Annotated in this window: 19 protein-coding genes; 7 read left to right on the top strand and 12 right to left on the bottom strand. The window is 65.6% G+C overall.

Annotated elements, in window-relative coordinates:
• Positions 1-54 precede the first annotated feature (54 nt).
• From eccCa to eccD, 3 genes are read right to left on the bottom strand one after another with little or no spacing between them, the layout of a single operon-like run.
• Entirely contained in the window at positions 55-4,104 is a 4,050-nt protein-coding gene (eccCa, locus tag ACWEVR_RS01215; protein WP_452465343.1) for a type VII secretion protein EccCa, read from the bottom strand.
• 15 nt (positions 4,105-4,119) lie between these two features.
• Complete coding sequence (gene mycP, locus ACWEVR_RS01210; RefSeq protein WP_452465342.1) at positions 4,120-5,571, bottom strand: type VII secretion-associated serine protease mycosin; 1,452 nt, start codon at positions 5,569-5,571, stop codon at positions 4,120-4,122.
• Positions 5,568-7,043 (bottom strand): type VII secretion integral membrane protein EccD, encoded by a 1,476-nt coding sequence (gene eccD / locus ACWEVR_RS01205; protein WP_452465341.1) that lies wholly within the window; start codon positions 7,041-7,043, stop codon positions 5,568-5,570. The genes mycP and eccD overlap by 4 nt, the downstream gene beginning before the upstream one ends.
• Positions 7,044-7,192: 149 nt before the next feature.
• Here eccD and eccA point away from each other — a divergent pair, with 149 nt between their 5' ends.
• Both eccA and eccE read left to right on the top strand, forming a co-directional pair.
• Positions 7,193-9,022 (top strand): type VII secretion AAA-ATPase EccA, encoded by a 1,830-nt coding sequence (eccA, locus tag ACWEVR_RS01200; protein WP_452465340.1) that lies wholly within the window; start codon positions 7,193-7,195, stop codon positions 9,020-9,022.
• Positions 9,023-9,100: 78 nt separating this feature from the next.
• Positions 9,101-10,858, top strand: a complete 1,758-nt coding sequence (gene eccE, locus ACWEVR_RS01195) for a type VII secretion protein EccE (protein WP_452465339.1) — start codon at positions 9,101-9,103, stop codon at positions 10,856-10,858.
• A 66-nt stretch (positions 10,859-10,924) separates the two neighbouring features.
• Here the strand turns inward: eccE and eccB are convergent, their stop codons facing one another.
• From eccB to ACWEVR_RS01150, 9 genes are all read right to left on the bottom strand, one after another.
• Positions 10,925-12,427 (bottom strand): type VII secretion protein EccB, encoded by a 1,503-nt coding sequence (eccB, locus tag ACWEVR_RS01190; RefSeq protein WP_452465338.1) that lies wholly within the window; start codon positions 12,425-12,427, stop codon positions 10,925-10,927.
• Positions 12,428-12,525: 98 nt separating this feature from the next.
• Positions 12,526-12,837 (bottom strand): WXG100 family type VII secretion target, encoded by a 312-nt coding sequence (locus ACWEVR_RS01185; protein ID WP_378668251.1) that lies wholly within the window; start codon positions 12,835-12,837, stop codon positions 12,526-12,528.
• 27 nt (positions 12,838-12,864) lie between these two features.
• On the bottom strand, positions 12,865-13,161 hold the full coding sequence (locus ACWEVR_RS01180) for a WXG100 family type VII secretion target (protein WP_378668253.1): 297 nt from the start codon (positions 13,159-13,161) through the stop codon (positions 12,865-12,867).
• Positions 13,162-13,254: 93 nt separating this feature from the next.
• Positions 13,255-14,046 (bottom strand): ESX secretion-associated protein EspG, encoded by a 792-nt coding sequence (locus tag ACWEVR_RS01175; RefSeq protein ID WP_452465337.1) that lies wholly within the window; start codon positions 14,044-14,046, stop codon positions 13,255-13,257.
• Entirely contained in the window at positions 14,043-14,993 is a 951-nt protein-coding gene (locus tag ACWEVR_RS01170; RefSeq protein ID WP_452465336.1) for a PPE domain-containing protein, read from the bottom strand. Before ACWEVR_RS01170 ends, ACWEVR_RS01175 begins: the two co-directional genes overlap by 4 nt.
• A 13-nt stretch (positions 14,994-15,006) precedes the next feature.
• Positions 15,007-15,351, bottom strand: coding sequence for a PE family protein (locus ACWEVR_RS01165; RefSeq protein WP_378668257.1), 345 nt, complete (start codon positions 15,349-15,351; stop codon positions 15,007-15,009).
• 72 nt (positions 15,352-15,423) lie between these two features.
• Positions 15,424-15,741, bottom strand: coding sequence for a hypothetical protein (locus ACWEVR_RS01160; RefSeq protein WP_452465335.1), 318 nt, complete (start codon positions 15,739-15,741; stop codon positions 15,424-15,426).
• Between the two features lie 105 nt (positions 15,742-15,846).
• Positions 15,847-16,092: a YbaB/EbfC family DNA-binding protein gene (locus ACWEVR_RS01155; protein ID WP_378668260.1), complete on the bottom strand. Its 246-nt coding sequence runs from the start codon at positions 16,090-16,092 to the stop codon at positions 15,847-15,849.
• A 321-nt stretch (positions 16,093-16,413) separates the two neighbouring features.
• Entirely contained in the window at positions 16,414-17,580 is a 1,167-nt protein-coding gene (locus ACWEVR_RS01150) for a hypothetical protein (RefSeq protein ID WP_452465334.1), read from the bottom strand.
• Positions 17,581-17,849: 269 nt separating this feature from the next.
• Here ACWEVR_RS01150 and ACWEVR_RS01145 point away from each other — a divergent pair, with 269 nt between their 5' ends.
• The 5 genes from ACWEVR_RS01145 to ACWEVR_RS01125 all read left to right on the top strand — a co-directional run bounded on the left by ACWEVR_RS01145 (position 17,850) and on the right by ACWEVR_RS01125 (position 22,340).
• The gene (locus tag ACWEVR_RS01145) at positions 17,850-19,796 is read left to right on the top strand and encodes a hypothetical protein (RefSeq protein ID WP_452465333.1); all 1,947 of its coding nucleotides are present in this window, start codon (positions 17,850-17,852) and stop codon (positions 19,794-19,796) included.
• Positions 19,793-20,587: an ESX secretion-associated protein EspG gene (locus tag ACWEVR_RS01140; protein ID WP_452465332.1), complete on the top strand. Its 795-nt coding sequence runs from the start codon at positions 19,793-19,795 to the stop codon at positions 20,585-20,587. Before ACWEVR_RS01145 ends, ACWEVR_RS01140 begins: the two co-directional genes overlap by 4 nt.
• A 128-nt stretch (positions 20,588-20,715) precedes the next feature.
• A complete protein-coding gene (locus tag ACWEVR_RS01135) occupies positions 20,716-21,033 on the top strand; it encodes a hypothetical protein (protein WP_452465331.1) in 318 nt (105 codons plus the stop codon).
• A 7-nt stretch (positions 21,034-21,040) separates the two neighbouring features.
• Positions 21,041-21,547 carry a YbaB/EbfC family nucleoid-associated protein gene (locus ACWEVR_RS01130; RefSeq protein ID WP_452465330.1) on the top strand — a complete coding sequence of 169 codons (507 nt, stop codon included), beginning with the start codon at positions 21,041-21,043 and terminating at the stop codon, positions 21,545-21,547.
• Between the two features lie 82 nt (positions 21,548-21,629).
• A complete protein-coding gene (locus ACWEVR_RS01125) occupies positions 21,630-22,340 on the top strand; it encodes a hypothetical protein (protein ID WP_452465329.1) in 711 nt (236 codons plus the stop codon).
• The last annotated feature ends 257 nt before the right edge of the window (positions 22,341-22,597 follow it).

Genomic DNA, 22,597 nt, shown 5'->3' with positions numbered 1-22,597 from the left:
TCGGCGCGTATGTCCCCCATCATCCGCCCCGCGGCGCCGACACCCTCGACTCTGCTACAGCGGCGGCAAGTACGCGACCTGCATCATTTCCTCCCCACGCGTGCGCGAGACGAGAATGCCCCGACCCGGCGGCAGCTTGGTGGGGCGCACATCGCCGAGGATCCGTCCCTCGTCGCGTGGGCCGCTCATCACCAACGCGTCCACCGACATGTTCTTCATCGCACCGAGCACACCGTTGAACAGTGCGCGCGAGACACCGCCCGCGCGGCGCGCGATGATCACGTGCAGCCCGATGTCACGAGCATGTGGCAGGTATTCGAGCAGCGGGGTCAGTGGATCGCCGCCCAGCCCACCGCCGGCGACCATGTCGTAATCGTCAACCACGACGTACAGTTCGGGCCCGGTCCACCAATTGCGTTCGCGCAGCTGCTGCGGTGTGATGTCGTCACCGGGCAGTCGGGTGCTCATGTAGTGCGCGATCTCGTTGACCAGCGTTACCGCAGTCTGCGAAGTCGACGAGTATCCGGCCAGGTGCGCCTCGTCGACCACGCCGAGCATCGTTCGCCGGTAGTCGATGAGAACAACTTTGGCGGCCTCGGGCGTGGCGTTCTCGATGATTCCCATCACGATGTTGCGCAGCAGTGTCGTCTTGCCCGATTCCACATCGGCGAAGGCCATGAAATGCGGTTCCGCCCCGAAATCGAGGACCAGCGGCTGCAGTTCGGATTCACCGACGCCAACGACTACCTTGGTCGGCCCGAGCTGGATACCCGCGGCGCGGGTGCGGTCGAGCAGTTCGGTGCGATCGATCTGTAGCGACAGCATCCGCACCGCCGGTGCGCGCATCTCGCCGTACATTGCGGCGAGGTCCGCTTTCGCGCGGGCGGCGCCGTCGGACACCGTCTCCGGGTCGGAGTCCGAATCCAGTCGGGGCAGCGCGATCAGCAGGTGCAGCTGATCGGCGGTGAGCCCTCGGCCGGGGCGGCCGACCGGGACCAGAACCGCTGCTCGGCGGCCCATTTCGGAGTCAGAGGGATCACCGAGACGCAGCTCGATCCGGGTACCGATCTGGTCCTTGACCACGGGCCGGATCTGCGCCCATCGGGACGCGGCGATGATCACGTGGATACCGTAGGAGAGCCCGCGCTCGGCGAGCCCGTTGATCTGGGTTTCGAGTGACTCGAACTCCTCGCGGATCACACTCCAGCCGTCGATGACGAGGAACACATCACCGAACAGGTCGTCGGCGAGCGGGTGATCGGCGGGTAGGACACCACCGTTGGCGGCGAGGGCCGAGAACTTGCGCCGCCGGAAGTCCGCCATCGATTCGATCCTGAGCACGCTGAATCGCTCCTCGCGCTGACGAGCCAGCGTGGTCAGTTCGGCGATGGTGCGCCGGACCTGATCGACGTCTTGTCTGCTCGCCACCGAGCCCACGTGCGGAAGGCCGACCAACCCGGCCAAGCTGCCGCCACCGAAGTCGAGACAGTAGAACTGCACTTGCACCGGTGTGTGCGTGGCGGCCGCGGCCATGATGATGGTGCGCAGAGTGGTCGACTTACCCGACTGCGGGCCGCCGACCACGGCGATATTGCCCTGGGCGCCGGCGAGATTGAGGGTGAGCACGTCACGACGCTGCTCGTAGGGCTTGTCGATGATGCCGATCGGCAACATCAGCTGACCGTTGCGGTTGACCGGCGAACGCCAGTCGGGTTCGGGCAGCAGCATGTCGACCGAGGGTGAGTCCTCGAGCGGCGGCAACCAGACTTCGTGCGCCGGACGGCCGTGCCCGACAAGCCTTTTCACCACCACCTGCAGCAGTGTGTCGGGGACTCCCTCGTCCGGCGGGGGCGGCAATCCGAGCGGGTCGTCGAGTTCCGGTTCGGGCGCACGTTCGGGTAGTTCGGGCAGTTCGACCGGCGCACCGGTGAATACGCGGGCAGGCAGGTCGAGAACGACCTCACCGTTGGACCGACGGGTGACCGTTCGCGGCGCGATATAGGGACCGGACACGTAGGTCGCGTTGAACCGCAACGGATCCGCGGCATCGCTCTTCAGATATGCCGAACCGGGCACACCGGGCAGATGGTAGGCATCGGTGATGCCGAGCACCGCGCGGGATTCGTTGGCCGAGAAAGTGCGAAGACCGATTCGGTACGACAGGTGCGAGTCGAGGCCGCGCAGCTTGTTCTCCTCCAGGCGCTGCGAGGCGAGCAGCAGATGCACGTGCAGCGACCGGCCGAGTCGGCCGATCATCACGAACAGGTCGGCGAAATCCGGCTTCTGTGCGAGCAATTCGGAGAACTCGTCGACCACCACGAACAGCGCAGGCAAAGGGTCGAGCGGCAGGCCCGCGGCCCGCGCCTTCTCGTAGTCGTTCACATTGGCGAAGTTGCCTGCCGAACGCAGCAGTTCCTGGCGGCGGTTCATCTCACCGGCGAGCGCGTCCTTCATCCGGTCGACGAGCTCGAGTTCGTCCTCGAGGTTGGTGATCACCGCCGCGACGTGCGGGAGCGGGTCGAGGCCGAGGAAGGTCGCGCCGCCCTTGAAGTCGACGAGCACGAGGTTCAGCTGGTCGGGCGAGTGTGTCGTCACCATCGAAAGCACAAGCGTGCGAAGGAATTCCGACTTACCCGAGCCGGTCGCACCGATGCACAGACCGTGCGGACCCATGCCGTTCTCGGCGGATTCTTTGATGTCGAGCTCGACCGGAGTGCCGTCGGGCGTGATGCCGATGGGCACCCGCAGCCGCTCACGGCCGGTGCGAGGCCGCCAGACCTGAGCCGGATCGATCTGCGCCGCATCCGGGATGCGCAGCAGAGCCATGAGACCGGGGTCGGTCGAACCCGAGGTGTTGTCGCCGAGGCTGACGATCTGGGCCGCGGTGGCGAGCCGGTACCGGGCCAGCTGCCTGGCGAAAGTCGCGGCTTCTTCGGCGGTGACCAGGTCGGCGGTGGCGAATTTCTCCGTCCCGGCGGCGCTGCGCGCGAAGAGCTCGTCCGCCACGGCGACCAGCTGCAACCCGCGTCGAGCGGCCAGGCCGTTCTCGGGCGCGGTCAGGTCGAAAACCGTGACCGCGTCCAGACCCGATTCACTGATCAGCCGCTCGGAGCCGCTGACGTACCCGTCGTCGATGACGACGACGAGATGCGAACGCCCGTCCGGCACTTGCGAGTTGCGCATGAACCGACCGCGATCGAGTAGCTCGTCACCCATCGCGGTCTCGAGCTCGGCCAGGGACTGGTACATCATCCGGGCCGATCCCATGCCGTCTTTCGCCGTGGGATGTTGCAGATGCGGCAACCACTTCGCCCAGGACCACGCCGGTCCGTCGGCCTCGGCGCACACGATGGCGACAGACAGGTGGTCCGGCCCGTGAAAAGCGGTGAGCTCCATCAGAACCACCCGCATCAACGCACGAGCGTCCTCGATCGAACCGCCGACATTGATCGCCGGGAACGCACGAAGCGAGATCGCGGTCGGCAACAGGTGAACGACCGAATGGGTGCGCACGAACCGCCGCAACGCGACCGTCGACACCGGCTCCAGATCCTCGAGTGGACCGGTCTCCGGGCGGGCCAACTTGGTGGCCAGGCGATGACTGCCGAGCCCGACGCGCACGTGGCCGAAGTCGGGATCGTTGGGCCTGCGCTCCCACATCCGCCGGGTGCCGAGCAACGAGCGGAGGTCGGCGGGCGCCGGATGACTCCAGATCAGCGTTTCCAGCTGCTTGTTGCCCGTCCGGCGAACATCCTTGCGGATCTGGTCCAGATAGCGGAAGTAGTCTTTGCGCTCCTCGTTGAGCTCGCCTGCCGCCTTCGGACCACCACCGCGTCCCATGCCCGCGAACATGCCGACCATCGACATGAGCATCATCATCGGGAACATCATCATCATGGGATTGGCCAGCAGGTTGCGACCCATCATCACGAACATCGCGAGCATGCCGACCACCGCGACGACCATCACCACCGGCATGAGCTTGAGCAGCATGGGGGTGGGAATCGGTCGCTGGATTTCCGGCGGCGGACTGAGCGTCACCTCACCCCCCGGCGCCCTCGGTGGTGCTATTCGCGGGCGTCTGACAAAACCTTCGGTAACCATGGTTCCCCCTCCGGGTTACGAATCCAATTCGGGCAGTTGCTCATTCGTCTGCCTGCGCCGGTACGGTGCGGCGGCCGCGTAGCCGATCACCAGGGCACTCAGGCAGGCCAACGACCCGAAGACGGCGATGCGCCGAGGCCACGGGCTCTCGGGCGCGCGCGGTGGCGCGGGCAGGTACGCCTGCGGGCTCTGCGCGTTCGCGCTGATCGGCTGTTCGGGCAACTGATCGGTCAGCGCGGCGGTCGGGTCGATCAAGCCCGCACCGATCTTGTCGTCGCGGCCCGCGCCCGGCTGGTGCGCGGTCCGCACGATTCGATCGATCACCTGCTGGGCTGTCAGATGCGGGAACCTCGCGCGCACCAGGGCCGCCAGCCCCGCGACATACGGCGCGGCGAAGCTGGTCCCCTCGATCGCGCTCAATCCCTCCGACGTCTCGACAGCATCGACCAGACCGGTACCGCCCGGCTTGCTGTCGAGCGAAACGATCTGCCTGCCGATGGCCGCGACACCGATCCACGGGCCGTTGAGCGACAGCTCCGACGGCGCCCCGCTCGGATCCACCGAGGCGACCGCGAGCACATACGGCGAGAACCAGGCCGGGCTGGCGACCGTCTTCACACTCCCCCAGCCGGTGCCGTCGTTCTGGGCCGAGCACGCGCCGTCGCTCTGCACATTGCCCGCGGCCGCCACGACCACCACATTGCGCTCGTAGGCATACTGCACGGCGGCACCGAGCGCCCCGTCGGCGGTGTTGCTGCCTGCCGTCGCACAGGCGACCTCGGAAATGTTGATCACCGTCGCGCCGAAATCGACAGCTCGCACCACCGCACCCGCGAGTGTCAGCACGTTTCCGTAGCCGGAGTCGTCGATGGTGCCGGGCGGTGGATCGCCGCGCTTGTCCTTGGCCTGGTAGGCGAGGCTGAGCTGCCTGATCGTCAGAATCTCGGCATCGGGCGCGACCCCGACGAAAGCATCGTCCGGACTCGGCCGCGCTGCGATGATGCCGGCGACCAGGGTGCCGTGGCCGTCGCAATCCACCGTTCCGTCGGAGTCGGCGACGTAGTCACCACCGGTCTGCAGTGCGGGCAGACGCGGGTGCCGATTGACCCCCGTGTCGATGACGGCGACCTTCTGACCGGCGCCACGACTGAACTGCCACGCCGACTCGAGATCGAGCACCCGCTGGGCGACCGGCGCTTCCTTGGGCGGTGCGCCGGTCAGCCGTGGCTGGGCGCACACGGTTCGCTGCTCCGTCGGCTCGAGCGGCGCCGCCCGCCCGCTGATGTCCTGGGCGACGCCGAGCGCGGCGTGGTCGATGCCCGGCGGAAGAATCGCGGGCAACAGCTGTCCGTGTGGTGCGGCGACGGCCAGGGGCTCGCCGAACTGCGCGACGATCGGTGTCGAGGCCACGAGAAGTGCTGCGGCACAGAGCATTCTCGTGCGCCGCGCGGGTACTCGGCGCGTCATAGATTTCGGGCGATCGAATACACATCCATGATCCACACCACCAGCGGCACCATCGAGATGATCAGGATGTATTCGAAGATCTCGATGGCACGCTGAGTCGGCGGCGTCGCCTCGGCGTGCGGGCCGAGGACACCGAACACCACCGACCCGATCGCGAACAACAGCAGCAACCCGACCGAGGTCACCAGCATCTCCGGGTCACCGAGCGCCAGCGCGACGATCAGCGCGATGAAGCTCAGACACCCGGCGGTGATCATGGCGCACGCCTGGGCCAGATCCGCGAAGGAACGGCCACGCAGGCACAAGATCGTCGCGGTGACGACCGCCAGGGCGATGCCCGGCTTGCCCGCGGCACCGAACGGGTCGGCCGCGACCACCGCGGCGGCCGCCGCTACGAACGCGGCCGCGCCGACGATGCCGGTCTGGAAGTTGTTGGCGTAGCGGGCCCGAAGGCCGAGACCCGCCGCCGAGGGCAGGACGGTCGCACCGATCGCACCGATGCCCTCGATCGTCGGACGCGGCTCGTGGTCGGCCGGATCGATCGCCGCACCAGCGGTCGGCACCGGCGGGATGGGCAGCTTGGCGAAGCCTGCCGCGAGTCGCGCCGCCGCGGAGAACAGCAGAGTCGCACCGACCACGAGACCGGCGGCGATCGCGTCGAGCCCCGGCTCCCAGAACAACCGGACCGCGGCGGCGACGGCGCCGAGCGCACACAGGGTCGCGGTCGCGGCGATCATCGTCGTTCCCACTCGCGCGAGCCGATAGCAGCCGATCGCGGCTACGAGAGTGGCTGTGCAGCCGAGCAATACGTGTGGCGCGCCCAGCGCGCCCGGCACGATCAGGGCACCGGTGCCGAAAACCAGCAGCAGCGTGTACAGCACCAGCATGGCTCCGACGAACTCGGCACCGAGCTTGCGCACCGCGATCACCGCGGCACCCAACGAGCCGATGGCCGCACCGGCCAGCATGATCGGGGCGATCAGGTCTGCGCCGTGACCACGGGTCAGCGCCGACAAGCCGAGACCGGCGATGATCGCGACCGTGGCCACGACCAACCCGACCATCCGTGCCGAGGCGGCCGACCAGCCGTGGAACACCTCTGCGGTCAGGCGGGACACAGCGTCGATGACGTCGTCGAACAACGCCGGGGATTCGGCCGAGGCGACCGACCGCAACACCAGCAACTCACCGTCGAAAACCTCGGCCTCGGCGAGGGTTTGGTTCGGCCTCAGTGGGTCGCGGCCGAGGCGGGCCAGCGTGTGATGACGCGCCTCCAACGGGGCCGCGCCGTCCTCCTGGTCGGGCTGCTGCGGATCCCGCGACTCGATCAAGGCCACCAAATCATCGATGAAGGCGATGATCGGAACATTTGCCGGTAGGCCGACGTCGAGCTGGGTGTTTCCCCCGATGACGGACACACGGCACAATTCGGGCTCGGTGGTTCCCACACCACCACTCGATTGCGCTGTCACTTACTAGCTCCCCCTGCGCTGTCACGTTTGCCCGAATCGGGCAATCGTTCATAATGTATCCGACCGTTTCGGTCGGTGCACCACCACGACGTGCTGGCGCTACAGTGGCGAAAGCTACACGGGGAACATAGATTTCGGGGGAAGTGCGAATGACTGATATTCGCCAGGCACAACGGGCTTTCGACGCGGGGGTTCTTTCGCTCGGGCTGAGCATCGACGGACAGGAGTCGAGCCGCGACCTCGAGTACGCCAGATTGGCGTTCACTCGGGCGACCGAATGGGACGACGGCATGTGCGACGCCTGGCTCGGCCGGGCCGCGGCGGGGGAACTCACCCAGGAAGTGCTGGTCAATCTGCACCGAACGAGTACGAGCACGCTCAATCGCGAGCAGCGCAGGGTCGGGTTGGCGCCGCGTCAGCTCGCCGGTCGGTTCACGCCCGGCCTCTACATCGATTACCCGCTGTCGAGCTTCACCGAGATCTGGCTCGCGTACGCGGCCCAGCTGATCGCGGACAAGCAGTACGGCGAAGCCGAGCGGATCCTCGACGAACTCGCCGAGCATCGAGCCGCGAAACCGGCCGACCCCGACAAACTCGTCGACGACCGGATCTGCGCCTACATCCGTGGCGTCCTGCACTACCAGACCCAACGCTGGTCGGACGTGATGTCGGTGCTGCCCGGGTCCGCCGATTGGGACGACCCGTATCTCGCGGCCGGCGCCCACGTGATGGTCGGTTCGGCCTGCGCACAACTCGGCCTGTTCGGCGAGGCGATCCGACGCCTGGAGCAAGCCGAGGCAGGTCCGATCCCGGCGGCACGCACCACGGCCATGTTCTGTCGCGGACTGTGCCTGCGCGAAACCGGCAAGGCCGAGGAAGCGCAGAAGCTGTTCGAGCAGGTGTACTCACAGGCACCGGACTTCGAGGCCAATGCCGCCGCGATGCGGGACAAGACCTACCGATTGACGGTGACGACCCGCGAGGCGCTGGAGGCGAGGACCGACAAGTGGGATCCGGCCTCGGCGCCGTCGATGTCCGATCTCGAGGACGCACAGATCCAGGACCGCGCCAAGACCGTGCTCGCACAGGCACGGGCCGAGCTGACCAAGCAGATCGGGCTGGCTTCGGTGAAGACCCAGGTCGCCAAGCTGCAGTCCACCGCCCAGCTCGCCCGGATCCGCGCGGAGAAGGGGCTGTCGAGCGCGCCGCGCGGGCAGCATCTCGCGTTCACCGGCCCGCCCGGCACCGGCAAGACCACGATCGCGCGGGTGGTCGCCAAGATCTATTGCGGCGTGGGCATTCTCAAGACCGACAAGGTTGTCGAGGCCAAGCGTGTCGACTTCGTCAGCCAGAATCTCGGCGGCACCGCGCTCAAGACCGAGAAGGTGATCGACAGCGCGATGGACGGGGTGCTGTTCATCGACGAGGCGTACACCCTCATCCAGACCGGCCTGTCCGGTGGCGACGCCTTCGGACGGGAGGCCGTGGACACCCTGCTGGCTCGCATGGAGAACGATCGCGACCGGCTCGTCGTGATCATCGCGGGCTACGACGGTGAGATCGACCGTTTTCTCGCGGCGAACGACGGTCTCGCGTCGCGCTTTTCGAAGCGGTTGCAGTTTCCCTCCTACACACCCGAAGAACTCGGCCAGATCGGCGAGGTGATCGCGGCGTCACGTGACTCCACGCTCTCCGGGGAAGCACTCGACCGGTTGGTCCTCGCCTGTCGAGGTCTCTACGAAACGCACAGCACCGATCAGAGCGGTCAGCCCCGCCGCGGGGTCGACCTGGCGGGCAACGGTCGTTTCATCCGCAATGTCATCGAGGCGGCCGAGGAGGAACGCGAGTTCCGGCTCGCCAACGACAACTCCCTCGACCTGTCCAGCGTCGACGACTCGATCCTGATGCGCATCGAGGAACCCGATATGGCAGTCGCCCTGGACGGACTGCTCGCCTCGCTCGGATTCTCGGCGAACTGAGCGCGGCAAACCAACTGAGAGAGGCACGAGAACGCACGCGTGACGACGTCGGCGTGTGTTCGGGTCGGGTGGAGATCGGTGAGTATTCAACAACTGTCAGAAGAACGGACCTCCCAGGAGCCCGAGCAGCCCGGCACCTCCGGGCTGAGCTCGCAGGAGTTCTGGTTGTTCCGCCACCTACCGCTGGGACTGGTGATCCCGGTGGCGCTCATCGAGGTCGTGGCGTCGCTGATCTCGATCGCGCTGAGCGCGCCGTGGTGGGCGACGATGATCGTCTGCCTCGTGGTGGCCGCGTGCGGATTCGCCCCGGTGCGCGGGGTTCCGATCGGCCTGCGGGTGGGTGCGTGGGTGCACTACAGGTGGCGCCAGCGCACCCGGACCATCATCGAACAGGACTCGACCTTCGACGTCCCGCTGCCCGACGGTGGCAGCGCCGGTGTGCGCTGGGACGGCCGCTGCCTGGTCACCATGCTGCGCGTGGACTCGCCGCCGGACACGCTCACCCTGCTCGACCGTGGTTCACTCAGTACCGACCAGGTCCTGCCACTCGCCGAAATCGCCCACTGCCTGCGGCAATTCGACATCGCCCTCGATTCCATCGATGTGGTCAGCACCGGCACCCGCACCACGAGCACCGACGCCGTGCTCACCGGGTACGCCGCCCAGGTGGCGCCGCTCGGCCGCATGTACGACCAGATCCTCGGCCCGCTACCCGCCATCGCGCAGCGCACCATGTGGATCGTGCTCCGCCTGGATCCGCTGGCCAACGCCGAGGCCATCGCCAACCGGGGCAGCGGTCATGAGGGCACGCTGCGCGCGGCGATCATCGCCACCCTGCGCGTGACCAACCGCCTCGCGACCAACGGCATCAAGGCCGCGATTCTGACCTCCGCCGACATGAGCGTCGCGATCCGGGAACTCAGTCGCGGCATCGCGATCGACCAGTTCGACGAACGACCCGACTCCCTGGAACGAGCCGACGTCTACCTGACGAGCTACCAGATCGGTGACGAACTCATCACCGCCGACGGCTTCGCGCGGGTGTGGGCGGTGCCGAGCCTGGCGACGACGGTGATGGTGCGACTGCTGTCCGGTGACGACACCCGTGCCCGACTCGGTCAGCGGCGCAAGATGATCGAAGTCGACGCGCGAGTCCGCTATGACACCTACACCGAATTCGAGGAAATACCACTGGCCGGGTTGCGACCGCTGCCCCGACGTCAACTCTGGGCCTTGGCCGACAGCCTGCCGATCGGTAGCCGCGACACCGGGGCGGTCGGCTATCGCGGTGGGCTCGACGCCCTCGCCGACCTCAGCATCCCCACCACCGGTTGCGGGCAGCTGATCGGTGCCGACCGCTCGGGCCGGGGCGTGGCCATTCCGCTCGTCGGTGTCGGCAGTCGCCGGATCGAGATCGTCGGCAACCTCTACCTCGCCCAGCAGGTCATCCTGCGAGCCATCGCGCTCGGGGCCGGGGCGATCGTCCATACGGATCGTCCGGCCGCATGGCACACGATGGTCACCAATGTCGGTGCGCCGACGGCTCTTACGGTGGCGCCGCGCGGTGCGGGCGCCCGAGTCACGCCCGCAGGCGGCGGACCGCAAGCACCCGCGACCGTCATCGTGTTCGATGGTGTTCCCGCCTCCGCGCCGCCCGGGTCGGCGACCGTGGTGAATATCGCCCGCGAGTTCACCTCCGTGCCCCGACCGGAAGTCGATGTCACGATCATCCAGGATCCGCAATCGGCCAACACGATCACCGTGCACACCCCGACTTCCACAGCCACCGCCACACTCGTCACCACCCCCACCGAGCAGCACTACCTCGGCGTCTGAGCCGGTTCCCCAGACAACAGAGCCCGTCCAGCCTTGTCGGCCGGACGGGCTCTGCGTGTCGGAAGGTCAACTGCCGGTGGGCAAGGAGTCGTACTTTGTGAGAGCGGCTTGCTTCGACAGCGTCGCCCCCGGCACGAGCTGGCCGACGATCTCCCAGGGCGCCAGCTTCGGGGTGCGCCCCAGGCCGAGCACTTCGGCGGTGTCCAGATCCGGTATGCCGTACCGGATTCCGTTGTCGGCAACATAGAACAGGCTGCCGCGCCGTGGGCTGCCCGAGCTGATCCCGGTGATCTGGATGAACTCACCCGAGGACGGCGGAATGTAGGCGCCATCGATCCGGTCTCCGGTGCCGTCGGAGGTGGCCACGGTGACCGCCTTCGCCGAATCCGGAAGCGGTAACCGCGTTCCGGCGAGCAATGTGACAACCGCCCGATCAGCGGGTGCTTCGGTGGCATCCGGTGCTTTGGTCGGAATCGCCTTCGTCTTCGTCCACGACAGGCACGCCACCGGGGCGTCCTCTCCCGTGAGAATGGTCGGGATCTCGTCGGGAAACTCATTGATCGGCAGACCCGACACCGTTGCCATTCCATCCAGAATGTCCGGCGGCATCGACTTGATCTCCGACATCCCCTGCGAATTCGCGTTCCGGATCACCTGCGCCGTGAACGGCGAGATCCGTTGCACGCCACCGGCTTGCACCACATACAGGGCATCGCCCTCGGCGGTGGAAACCTTGATCACGCCACCGATCGGCACCTCGCTCAAACGACCGGGTCCCGGCTGGCCCGCAAGCGGAATATTCGGTGGGGTCAACACCGGCACCTCCCGCGCGGCGTCCAACAACCCCGTGCTCACCGCCCGCGGCTGATACTCCGAAAGCCGAAGTGTCCGTGCGACGGCCGTGTTCTTGGTGTCGATCTCGGCGCGCTTGCCGTCGTAGATCAGATAGGTCTTGTCGCCCCTGCTCACCAGCAGCGCCGCCGCCGGAGCCGCCTCGCGGATCACCGCGTTCAAGTGCGGCCGACCGGCGACCATCGTGGTCACCACCCCGGGCGATGAGATCGCACTACCCGACTTCGACAGCTGCACCGTGTCACACAGCGTCCAATCGGATCGTTCGCTCTGCTTCGAAGCGGGCAGCGCTCCCGGCGCACCTGGCAAACCGAGAATAGGCCCACGCGGCGCCGAATCGAGCTTACGATCATTCACCGAAGTAGGCGATTCGTTACTGCCGGTGATCAACCGGGCCGACGCCAAGTTCAACACCGGATGCAGCGCGGTGATGTTCTTGGTGTTGTTGTCACGCACCACGACGTAGAGCGCACCACTGTCTTTCCCCATGACGATATTCGCGTCACCGATCGCCCCCTGCGGACGCAGAAACGCCATGATCGCCGCCCCTGCGACGATCAGCAACGCGAGGATCGCCCCGGCCACCAATGAACGCAACTGAGAACGCATGGGGTCGTGCAGCATTCGCACGTCACGCCGGATCAGAGCGTGGTCGAGCCTGCGCAACAAGAAGCGATAGCCGTTGACCTGCGCGCGGGTGGTCAGCTGGGCAGGCACTGTTCCTCCAATGAACTACTCGAACCGGTTCACGATAGCCGCCGATATGGCTGGGCACCCCTTTCGATGATCCGAAAGGGGTGCCCAACCGATGGCCGCTACTGGATGAACCAGTCACCGACCTTCTGGTCGGTGCTGGTCGCATTCTGCAAGGCGGTCTCCACCTTGGTCGCGAGGTCGCTCAGCTGGGCCGCGGTGTCGCTGAAGTCGGTCTTCCAGACCTGGTACACCGTGTTGAAGCCGGTGAAGGACTCGCTGGTCTGGCCCGAATTCGGGTCGATCCAGGCCGCCTGCATCTCGGAGTAGCCGTGCTCCATCTCACCGGCAACGGTGTTCAGCTTCGTGACCTCGTCACGAAGCGAACTGATCAGCGGATTGATAAAAGTCGGGTTATAAAGCTGTTCGGACATGATTTCCTCCCGTTGTAAAGTGTGCGGTCAGACTTTGAGATGCGAGAACTCGGCGGCGTTGGCCTGGTTCATCTGCGACAGGCCGCTGGTGCCGTTCTGAACCGCCACGTGGATATCGTCGAGTTTCTTGTTCAGATCCGCGGACTCCTGGTTCCACTGGGTGGAGACCTTGTCGAACTGAGCCTGCGCGTCACCGACCCAACCGGGGCGCGACGCCTCGATCGACGCCGTGATCTCCTGCAACGTCCGACGGACGGACGCGATAGAGGTCTCCATCACGTTGGCTGCCGCGACAGCCTTCGCTTCATCCTGAAACTGAGCCATGAAAGGCACCTTCCTGAAAGTGTTCCGGACCTTCCGGACCGATTCGCCGAATTCGGCAGCACCGGACTTCTATTTCTGGCGGAAAACCCTGATCTAGCCGGGCATCCACCTCCCCCCCGGCAGAGATTCGACCAATCCCGCGATCGCCTGCGCGACGCGATGATCGGTCCCAGGCGTGACGGTCGACCACGCCCGCTGGTCCGGGGCTGAACCGGGAGCAGCCGCGATGCGGCCGTGCGCGGTGTCGTAGACGACAACGGCTCCCGGGGAACTCGTGGTGATGCCGTCCTCGTGCGCGTACGCGACGATTTCGGCAAAGGAACGGCAGGATCCGAAAGCCAATCCGTACGCCGTGGCGTCGCGCCCGTTGACGCCCAGCGCGTAGACCGCGTCCGCGTAGTCGGATGACTCCGTCGCGCCGTCGAGTCGTTGCGCGACCTCAGCCGCCGGTGCACTGAAACTCTCCACCTGCGCGGCGTCACGTCGGCCGAGACCCTCCAGGATCGGGCGCGCGAGCGCGGCTCCTGATCCGTCGCTCCAAATCGAGCTGATCTCGAAGTCGTCACCGCGCCGAATCGCGAACGCATGTCGCTCGCCGCGCCGGACCAAACTCATTCGCACGGTTTCGTCCGCGCCGTAGACACGGACAACCAGCTCACGTTCCGGATTGGCGAGCGCGGTCAACGCGTCGCTCAGCTCGGACGAGACCTCGCCGTAGGCATCGACCGAACCATCGGCCCGCAACTCGGCGAGCGCGTGCTCGCGTGCGCTCAGCAGTTCGTCGTAGGTCTCCCACTGCGGCCATACCGCGAGCACGGTCGGCAATGTCTGCACACCGAGGCGATCGGTCAATGTCAACAGCCCGTCTGTGGTCAACGTGGTCACGCGGTCGCCCCCTGCACCGGTGTGGCGGCCCGCTGCGCGGTCGCCGCGGAGCCGCCGAGCACCGCGGGTGCCGCCTGCACCCCGGCATCGCCGAAGTCGCCCTCGCCCGCGGACAACAGACCCGCACGGCTCGTGTGCTCTTCCTCTTCCTTGGCCGCGGATACAGCGCCCGGCGCCATCGGCACCGATCCGTGCGACATCGCCACGGGCTGAGCGGTAGTCACAGGCGCCGCGACCGAGGTCACCCCGGCAGTCACCATCCGACCTCGATACGCCGTCTGCCGCATCGGGACCGACAGCGCCCCGAGACCCACCGGCACGGCGGCACCGCCAACCGGAACAGGAGTCGTTGTCTCCGTCGTGGTTTCGGTGACCAGTGCGTCGACGGTTGCGATGACCGGTGGCTGAGGCTGCTCCCACGGTGTCGCCAACGGCTCTGTCACGAGTTCGTAGGTGCGCATCACCCGCGCGGCGGTCGCTTTGGCGAGGTCCGCTTCCCCATCGATCTGCGCGGCCTTGGCCAACATCGGCGCTCCGAGCGACGCACTCACCGCCTCCAATGCCTGCTGCGCAGACTGGATCGCGGCGATCGCACCGGCATCGGGCATCGCCAACCTGGCGACCTGATGAGCTGCCGCATGCGCCTCTGCCTGCGCGGCGTTCGACGCGGCGGCGGTCGCCATGTCGAGGAACCAATGCCGGAGCGCCGAGATCTTCTCGACTGTTGCCCTGGCTCCATCGGATTGCCAGGCACCGTCGATGCTGCCGAGAATTCTCTCGAATTCCACCATCGCGAGGCCGAACCCGGCTCCGAGCCGTGCCCACGCCAACCCCGCTTCGGCGGAAGGCCGCGCGCCTGCCCCCGTGGTCAAGTCCCGGGAAAGGTCCTGCGGCGGCTTCGCCTCCCAGACCTGGCCTGTGAAACCTGGAGGTGCGGGTTCGAGCATCAGCCGAGTCCCGTCAGACGTTCCGCGAACGGAACTCGTCGGCGCTGGTCTCCTCGTTCCGCACCACCCGATCGGACTGTGCGCGCAGATTCGCGGCGATCTTGCGGAGCTCGAGCACACCGTCGATCATGTTGCGCTGAAACGATTCACCGACAGCGGTCAGCGTCTGTGCCGCCCGCACAGACACCGCGTCGCTTCCCGCCGGCGCGGGTGCGAGTGTGTGCTGCTCGAGACGCAGATCGTTTTCGAGCCGCTGAGCCAGCGCATCCAACTGTGCGGCCGCGTTGATTGCCGCGACCGAATCGAACCGGATCTCGCTCGACTCACCCCCGACGGATGCGTTTGTATCAATCCCCATTGCCACTGCTCCTCATTGCGAACGAAACTCCCGCTCCGAATAGTTCGCAGCGGTTATGAATTCGACCGATAGTCAGCGAGATCTGACGGAATTCATTGCGGCGACGCCGATTTGTTCATCGACCTGGACAGCGCCGACAGTCTGCGCCGAAACCAAAGCGGTACCAGCGTGCACCGCCGCGATCTCTGTCACCGAGGCCAGGTTGTTTCCCTGGGCCACAGCAAAGGCAGCGAGAAAGTCCTGGCCGATCAAACCGAAGATCGGCACCGCCGCCGCCATCGATGCACCGGCGTCGGCAGCGCCGGCGGCTGCCACCTGCGTAGCCATAGCGGCGTTGGCGGCGCCATAAGCAGAAATCGCAGCGGTATCGGTGCGAATCAGAACGGCCATCGTCCCCTCCAGAATATTTGATGGTCGACATCAGCATACATCGCTGAAAAAGGTTGTGCTACAAGGCTTAAGGTGATCATAAGGAGCTCGAAAGTTAACGAGACATTACCGCGCGACCTCGGCGTTGAACTCCTCGATCAACCGCGCCCGGCGAGCGAAAGCGCTGGCCGCAGCCGCGGCGGCGGTAGCGACAAGGGTGGACTCGAAGCCACCCGGCGTCATACCGCTGACCGCGTCCGAGAAGTCCAGTGCCGTCATCGCACCATTTCCGTCGACCTCGACCGTCATCGCCTCGTCCTCGGAGGCCTCACGCGCCCTGATCCGCGCGAGTTGGTCATGCAGATCGCGCATACGATAGACCTGTCGCTGCACCCGATCGACCAACTCGTCCATGGAATCGACCACGATTCCCCCCTTCCATCCCGCCATCTACCGACGAGACTCCAAACCTGTTGTTACAACTACCATCTCAACGCCGAAAACGCCATAGATCACCATCTTTCTGCCACCATCGGCGGCAAATAATCGAACCCTCCCGGCCGCAATACCTGAAGAGGTTGGTGACGTTCGACAATCGCCAAAACGATGACCGCTGATCATGTGCGACATTTTGTCGAAGGGAATTTCGATTCTCGCGCAGCGAGTCATTCATTTCAGCGAGTGCATCGACAACTATCTGCGCGAGTCGACCAGCCCCGCGAGCATCAGCTGGTACCACGCGCCGTCGATATCGCCGACGGAACCCACGGCATCCGTCAGGAGCTCGCGGGTGACCCCGCCCCTCTCCGCCGCCGCGACCAACGCCGCCACAGCGGACCGCGGCGCATCGGCGCGACCAGCGGCGCGCACGGCATCCACGACCTGCTCGGCAGTCCGGATCCCCGGCATGGCGACAGCCAACTGCTCGACCTCGGCCGACTCGCCCCGATACCAGTTCCCGCGATCCCACCAGAAGCAGAACGACAACAGCCCACTCGCCGCACGGGGATTGAGTACCTGGTTGGCCACCCACTCGGGTGCACCCGCGTAGTAGTCCGGAAGCACGCCGGTGCTGTTGTACGCCACCTCCAGATCCAGAGCCCCCCACACACCGCCGGACAACACGGCACGATCCCCCGGCAGCAGATACAACGTCGACCCGCTCCGCCCCTCCCCCTCGAAAATCCCCATCGAAGGAAAAACCCGAGGCCCTCGCTCCGACTCCCCCGCGACGAACGCCGCCGAGAGCACCGCCCACCGTCCCCACACCGCCGCCAACCGAGGCAGCCCCGCCACCTCCCGCGCCGAAGCCACCCCCGCCGAACGGGCCCGCACAGCCGCCTGCCGCGCCGAGCGCCGCTGCGAATCCTCCTGCCGCACATAGGCCGCCAACCACACCGGCACTCGGGCGCGCGGAAATGCTTGCAGATCAGCGAGATACGCCTCAGGCGTCAGCAACTGATCGTCCGGAAACGGTTCGTCGCCGTAGTCGTACTCCACCTCGGAACGCCCATCCGCCGACGCCCGCATGATCAACCGCCACCACGGACCCGTCCCGGGCTCGAATACGCGAACTCTGTGCGCGCGGACGAGATCGAGTACATCCTGGGGCATCTCGGTCCGAACAGACTGCCCATTCCTGTCGAACCAGTCGACTCGCGCCACTCCCCGCTCCGCCGCCAAGGCAACCACCCCCTCCAGCCGCACCCAGCCGACGGGCGCCAGCTCGACGAGTAGGCGAATCGCCGCGTCCAGCCGCGACGCACCACCACCGGACCCAGCTCTCGACGTTTCCGAGCCGCGTTCACTCGCTGCACCCGGTTCGACCACGACGCCGGGCAGCGCAGGGCGACCCGTCACGTCCTCCGCACCAGCGCTCGGTGCCGCCCCCAGCCTGAAGGTGATGTCGGATGACGCCAGCTGTGAGCTCGCTCCCGAGTTCGCGTCGATCCGAGCCCCCGGTTCGAAATTCCGCACTCCCGATTCCCTCCTCGCCATACCGCGCTGCTCCCGCCCCGCGACGCGCCCATCCTTCCGCACATACCGTCCCGGTGCACTACACACCGCATGGCCAGGTTGGACGATCGCCACTCGACCACGCCTGGCATGCATCGCACGGATACGGCATTATGAGCACGTCGGCGCCAGGCTGTACGGCTATCCAGGACAGCAGCGTTCGACGGGCAGAGCAGTGGCACGCCACTGAGCGCATCCACGTAACGGAGGGGAATGACGTGGGCGACGGATTATGGAGCGATGTACAGAACCGCGCGAACAACGGGGAAACGCTCTTCTTATTCGATTCGGGTGTCGTCGCAGTTGCCCTGGGGATATGCAATACGCTGCTGGGGCGCCTGCAAACTATCAAGCAGAAAACTGACGAAGTAAACGACTTGCGTCCGTTCGCCGGACCCCCGGGGATCTTCTATTCAGGAACGAAGCTGGCCCGAGAGTTCTCCGATCAAGGTGTCGCACTGTCCGACATCTTGCAGCAACACATCGATATCACCACAGCGATGGCCGAAGCGGTCAAGAGCGCAGCGCGAGCGTTCGCGGCGATGGAACAAAGATCGGCCGAGGAAATACTGAGTATCCAGAACATGAAGGTCGGCTCGGATCCCCTTGCCCCGACGACGCCCTTCCCGAACGCGTCCAGCCTGTCGGTGAACATACCGAAGCCCGAAGCGCAGTTGAAGTTCGACGGGAAAACCTCGATTCTGGACGAGATCGTCAGCTTCGGAAAAGACGATGGTGACCGGATCACGATCACCACTGGATACGATGCCCCCAAGGACCCGCGTGCGGTGTCGCCGGAAAACGCCTTCCTCAAATCATGGGAAAACCTCTTCGATCTGCGGGAAAGCATAGATCCAACACCGGTCGCTATCGCGGGTTACACATGGGAGTGGATGGGAAGCGAGCTCAAGAGCGCATTCTCCACATTCAAGGCAGAAGCCGGAATATTGCGGGACGGTTGGCGCGGAAGTTCCGGCGGCACGGTAGTTCAAGCAATCAACGATTACGTCTCCGCATCGGAGAAGTTGACTACGAACACCGAATCCGTGGGCAAGAGCCTGATGGATATCTCGGGCGCATTGAATCAAACCAGGCAAAGAATGCCGCCAACTCGGGAGAATCCCGCGCAGACGTCGCCGAGGACGGAAGACAAGACCAAGTACTACCAGCAGGACTGCGACGCTTATTACACAGCGGGCGTACTCCGGTACAACAGTAACCTGATCGCGCTCGAGGCTCCGAAGAATCCGGTGGCGGCGGCACCGAGTGTTCCCTTGCAGATCCAGGACCCGGGCAGCGGCGCCGGGGCGGGCAACGGCGGCGGCGCGGGCAACGGCGGCGGTGGTGGGGGCACCCCCCAGCCGACGACACCCGAACTGACCGAGCAGCCCGTTGCGCCGACCACCCCGACGACGCCGGAAACACCGACCACGCCCGATACCAGCGACCTGACTTCCGCTCTCGAGAGCGCATCGGAGGCCGCCCAGAATCTCCTGTCATCCGCCACGGATTCCGCGGACACCTCGTCCCTCGAAGACGCGGCGAACAGCGCGCAGGAAGCCGCGCAGCAGGCGACCGAAGACGCCTCGAGTGCTCTCGAGCAAGGATTGGAGGCGGCACAGCAGGCTGCCGAGGAGAGCCTGCAGGCCGCCCAGGAGGGTGTCGAAACGGCTCAGGAGAACAGTGCGCTGAACGGTGTGGCGCCCGGACTCGCGGGACTTCCCACCTCTGCAGGTGGTGGTGGCGGTGGTGGTGGCTCCCGAGCCGGTCTCGGGGGCGCAGCGGCTGCGGCTGCTCCGCTGACTCGCGATGCGACCCAGTCCCGATTGTTTCCTCGCGCGGCGGCGATCACGACGGCCGACGCGATGGTGAGTCGTGCCGGAATCGCGGCGGGGGCAACCGGCGCGGCCGGGGCACCGGGCATGAGCCCTGCCGCCGCAGGGCAGGGACAGGGCCAAGGCAAGGAGCACAAGCGCCCGCAGTACCTGAATTCCACCGAGAATCTCGATGAGGCGCTGGGCGAAGCGCCTGTCGTGGTCAGGCCGGTGGTGGAACGATGAGCCGGACGTGGCAGCTCACCGATCTGGAGCTGGTCGTGATCTGGGAGTCTCTCGGCGAAGCCGGTACGCTACCCCATCCCTTCGTCTTCACCAGCAGAACCCCTCTGTATTACGACTACATGCGGGAGAAGCGCAAGGTCGGCATGGTTTTGAGCACCAAGCTGGACAGCTCGTTCAAGAACGTCCTCGAAGTACTGACCCAGCCGGATGTCCGGATCGTGGTCAACGGTATGGATTCCCGCGACCCTCAGCGCGCCGACGGACGCGTCAGGATGTTGGGGATGCGGCGCGCGAATCGGGGCTATCTGATCACACAAGTTCCCGGCGAGACGTATATGCACAGCGGCGGGTTCACGGTAACCGAGTGCGATCCGCTGAAATTGGCGGACATCATTGTCAGCGCGTTGCCCTCGGCCGAGGCCGGAAGAATGCCGGAGATTCCGTTGATCGAGACTGCCGCGACCGATGTCGAATACGACTACGGCCGGTCATTCGTCGAGGACGACTTCGATGAGCGAGCGAAGGTCCGTTCCACCAAGTTTCTCGCGATGCCGACAGCATCCGTCGGATCGATCGGGGTCGTGCAAGGCCACTCGGATTTCGGACCACGCGGCATCACCGAGCGCTGGCTGGAATGGCGGGATCTGGAAGACGACGGCCGATACGTGGTCACGCCGGGCCCGAGTTCTACAGCGGTCTCGGCGGATTCAGCCAAGTTGATTTCGATGGTCAACGCTCGGATCGCCGCGATCGTTCGGGCGATCAGGGATGAACGTAAGTCCTACAGTTGACTCTCGGCGCGACCGTGTTCGAGCACGCAGAGCCGCAGTCAGCACTATTGTGCCCTCATACTTGTTGTGGCACAGTCGAATAGGTGGCCGCATGCGCGGTCACCGCAGAACAGTTTCGGGGGGATCCGATGACAGAGCCGATCGAAGTGAACACTGCCAAGCTGGCACAGGTCATCTACGACATCGCCGCGATCGCGGACCAGCTGAATACGATCGCCACCGCCGGTAAGACCGCTGTCGCACCGGGATCAGCAGCGTGGGGCGACGACCGTTTCGGCAGCAAGTTCGCCGACGGCGCGAACGGTTTCAAAGCCGGGGCCGACAACATCGTCGAGAGCACGAGCACCCTGTCGACGTCGATGGGCAACCTGTCCAGCGGCATCTTGTCGAGTAGCAAACGAAGCGACGCGCGGGAGCAGGAAAACTCCGACGGCTTCCGGAAGTAGACCAACGATGGACAACAACGAGGCTGAAACCGCCGCGCTCCTCGATGCTTTCAGCAGGCAGATCAGCGCGATCGCGGAAGTGGCGCAGAAGCGTGCTCTACTGACCGGCACGGGGCTCACCAGTGACAAACGTGTCATTGTGACAGTGAACGCCGACGGTGCGGTGATCGAGACGAAGTTCTCCTCCGACATCGACGAACTCACCTACGACGAGATCGCCAAGGGTGTGACGACTGCCGCGCAACGTGCCCTCGAGGATGTCGGTCGGCAGTCGCAGGAGCTGATGCAACCGGTCACCGATCAGCGCGCGGCGATGCCGAAGCTGCACGAGCTCATCGACAATCTTCCCGACCTCGACAGTCAGGCGCCTACGCTGCCTGCCGCCTCACTGGCACCCCCCAACTCCCCGGAGCGGACCGGCACCGAGGATGCGGCGCCGACCTTCGACGATGCCGAGGATCACGCCAGGTGGACTGCCGAACGTCGCACGGGCGTGACGGATTCGGGCTGGTAGCTGAGCTGTTGTTCGAAGGTGCGGTGTCCTACAGTCGACCGCGAACCATTCCCACCACCGAGTCGGCGCCGAGAGGACAGCAGTGATCGACGAAGACGAGGCGTGCCGCTTCTGCGGCCGATTCGTGTTGGAGGTGGACGGGTGGGCGGAGATCATCCAGCCGTACCACCAGATCCGCGCCTCATGGGACGCGAACACGAACTTCTTCTGGGGTCCGTTCCACCTCGGGTGCGTTCGAAACTTCCCCGAACGTGACATGTTCCGGAGTGAAACAGCCACCTGGGTCTCGACGGTCGAGGATCTTGTGCAAATCCGAGGCGGCGACGGGGTGCTGCGCGAGGTACCTCGGCGCGGCCTCGGCTATACGGATCTGGTGGCACAGCTGCCCAGCGGTGTGGTCTACGAGAATCCGCGATTCAACGAATGGGCCTATGTCGAGGAATCCGGGCCCCTGCACTTCATCGATATGAATCGCGCTCAGGCGCTCGGTCGAGGCGAACGTGTGCGTGGCAGCGATGGTGGGCGGTCCATTCTCTTGAGCGGTGATCCCCAGGTCGATGTGTCGACGTGGGACCTGCCGCAGCTCTTGGACTTTTTCGATGTGCGGGATCTGTATCAGGACATGCTGGATACGCTCGAGCCGAAGTACCACTACCTGGACTCCGGCAGGAATCGCTTCGGCTTGGTGCTCGACTACACGCTGTCCTGCATTCAGCCGTACCCGCCGGACCTCGTGCACTTCTTCGGTGAATACCTGGCCGGCTATGTACCGAAGCGGCTAGAAGACGCTTGAGCTCGCCAGGTCCGCCCGCGACCTGGCGCCTCAGCTGTACCCCTCCACCTAGACGAGCGCGAACCGTCGCTGATGACACCCGCGCACCTCCGCTGAATCGCGCGTGATGATGCAAGCAGCGCGAATCACTCGGAAACAACGCAGAATTGCTGTGTTGTAGTTTGTATCAACTTGTGGCACAGTCGAACTCGCGCCGACTTAACTGTGTCGGCATGTGAATGTTTGGTTGTATCAGCCGTGGGGGGCTTCGATGACAA

The sequence above is a fragment of the Nocardia sp. NPDC003979 genome (assembly GCF_053605015.1).
This window is presented reverse-complemented; position numbering and strand designations above follow the sequence as displayed.

Coding starts and splice junctions, on each gene's coding strand:
- ACWEVR_RS01135 (WP_452465331.1), top strand. CDS start 20,716: ATGACAGAGCCGATCGAAGTGAACACTGCCAAGCTGGCACAGGTCATC.
- ACWEVR_RS01170 (WP_452465336.1), bottom strand. CDS start 14,993: ATGCTCGAACCCGCACCTCCAGGTTTCACAGGCCAGGTCTGGGAGGCG.
- ACWEVR_RS01130 (WP_452465330.1), top strand. CDS start 21,041: ATGGACAACAACGAGGCTGAAACCGCCGCGCTCCTCGATGCTTTCAGC.
- ACWEVR_RS01160 (WP_452465335.1), bottom strand. CDS start 15,741: ATGGCCGTTCTGATTCGCACCGATACCGCTGCGATTTCTGCTTATGGC.
- eccA (WP_452465340.1), top strand. CDS start 7,193: ATGACTGATATTCGCCAGGCACAACGGGCTTTCGACGCGGGGGTTCTT.
- ACWEVR_RS01155 (WP_378668260.1), bottom strand. CDS start 16,092: ATGCGCGATCTGCATGACCAACTCGCGCGGATCAGGGCGCGTGAGGCC.
- eccCa (WP_452465343.1), bottom strand. CDS start 4,104: ATGGTTACCGAAGGTTTTGTCAGACGCCCGCGAATAGCACCACCGAGG.
- ACWEVR_RS01165 (WP_378668257.1), bottom strand. CDS start 15,351: ATGGGGATTGATACAAACGCATCCGTCGGGGGTGAGTCGAGCGAGATC.
- mycP (WP_452465342.1), bottom strand. CDS start 5,571: ATGACGCGCCGAGTACCCGCGCGGCGCACGAGAATGCTCTGTGCCGCA.
- ACWEVR_RS01145 (WP_452465333.1), top strand. CDS start 17,850: ATGAGCACGTCGGCGCCAGGCTGTACGGCTATCCAGGACAGCAGCGTT.
- ACWEVR_RS01180 (WP_378668253.1), bottom strand. CDS start 13,161: ATGGCTCAGTTTCAGGATGAAGCGAAGGCTGTCGCGGCAGCCAACGTG.
- ACWEVR_RS01140 (WP_452465332.1), top strand. CDS start 19,793: ATGAGCCGGACGTGGCAGCTCACCGATCTGGAGCTGGTCGTGATCTGG.
- ACWEVR_RS01185 (WP_378668251.1), bottom strand. CDS start 12,837: ATGTCCGAACAGCTTTATAACCCGACTTTTATCAATCCGCTGATCAGT.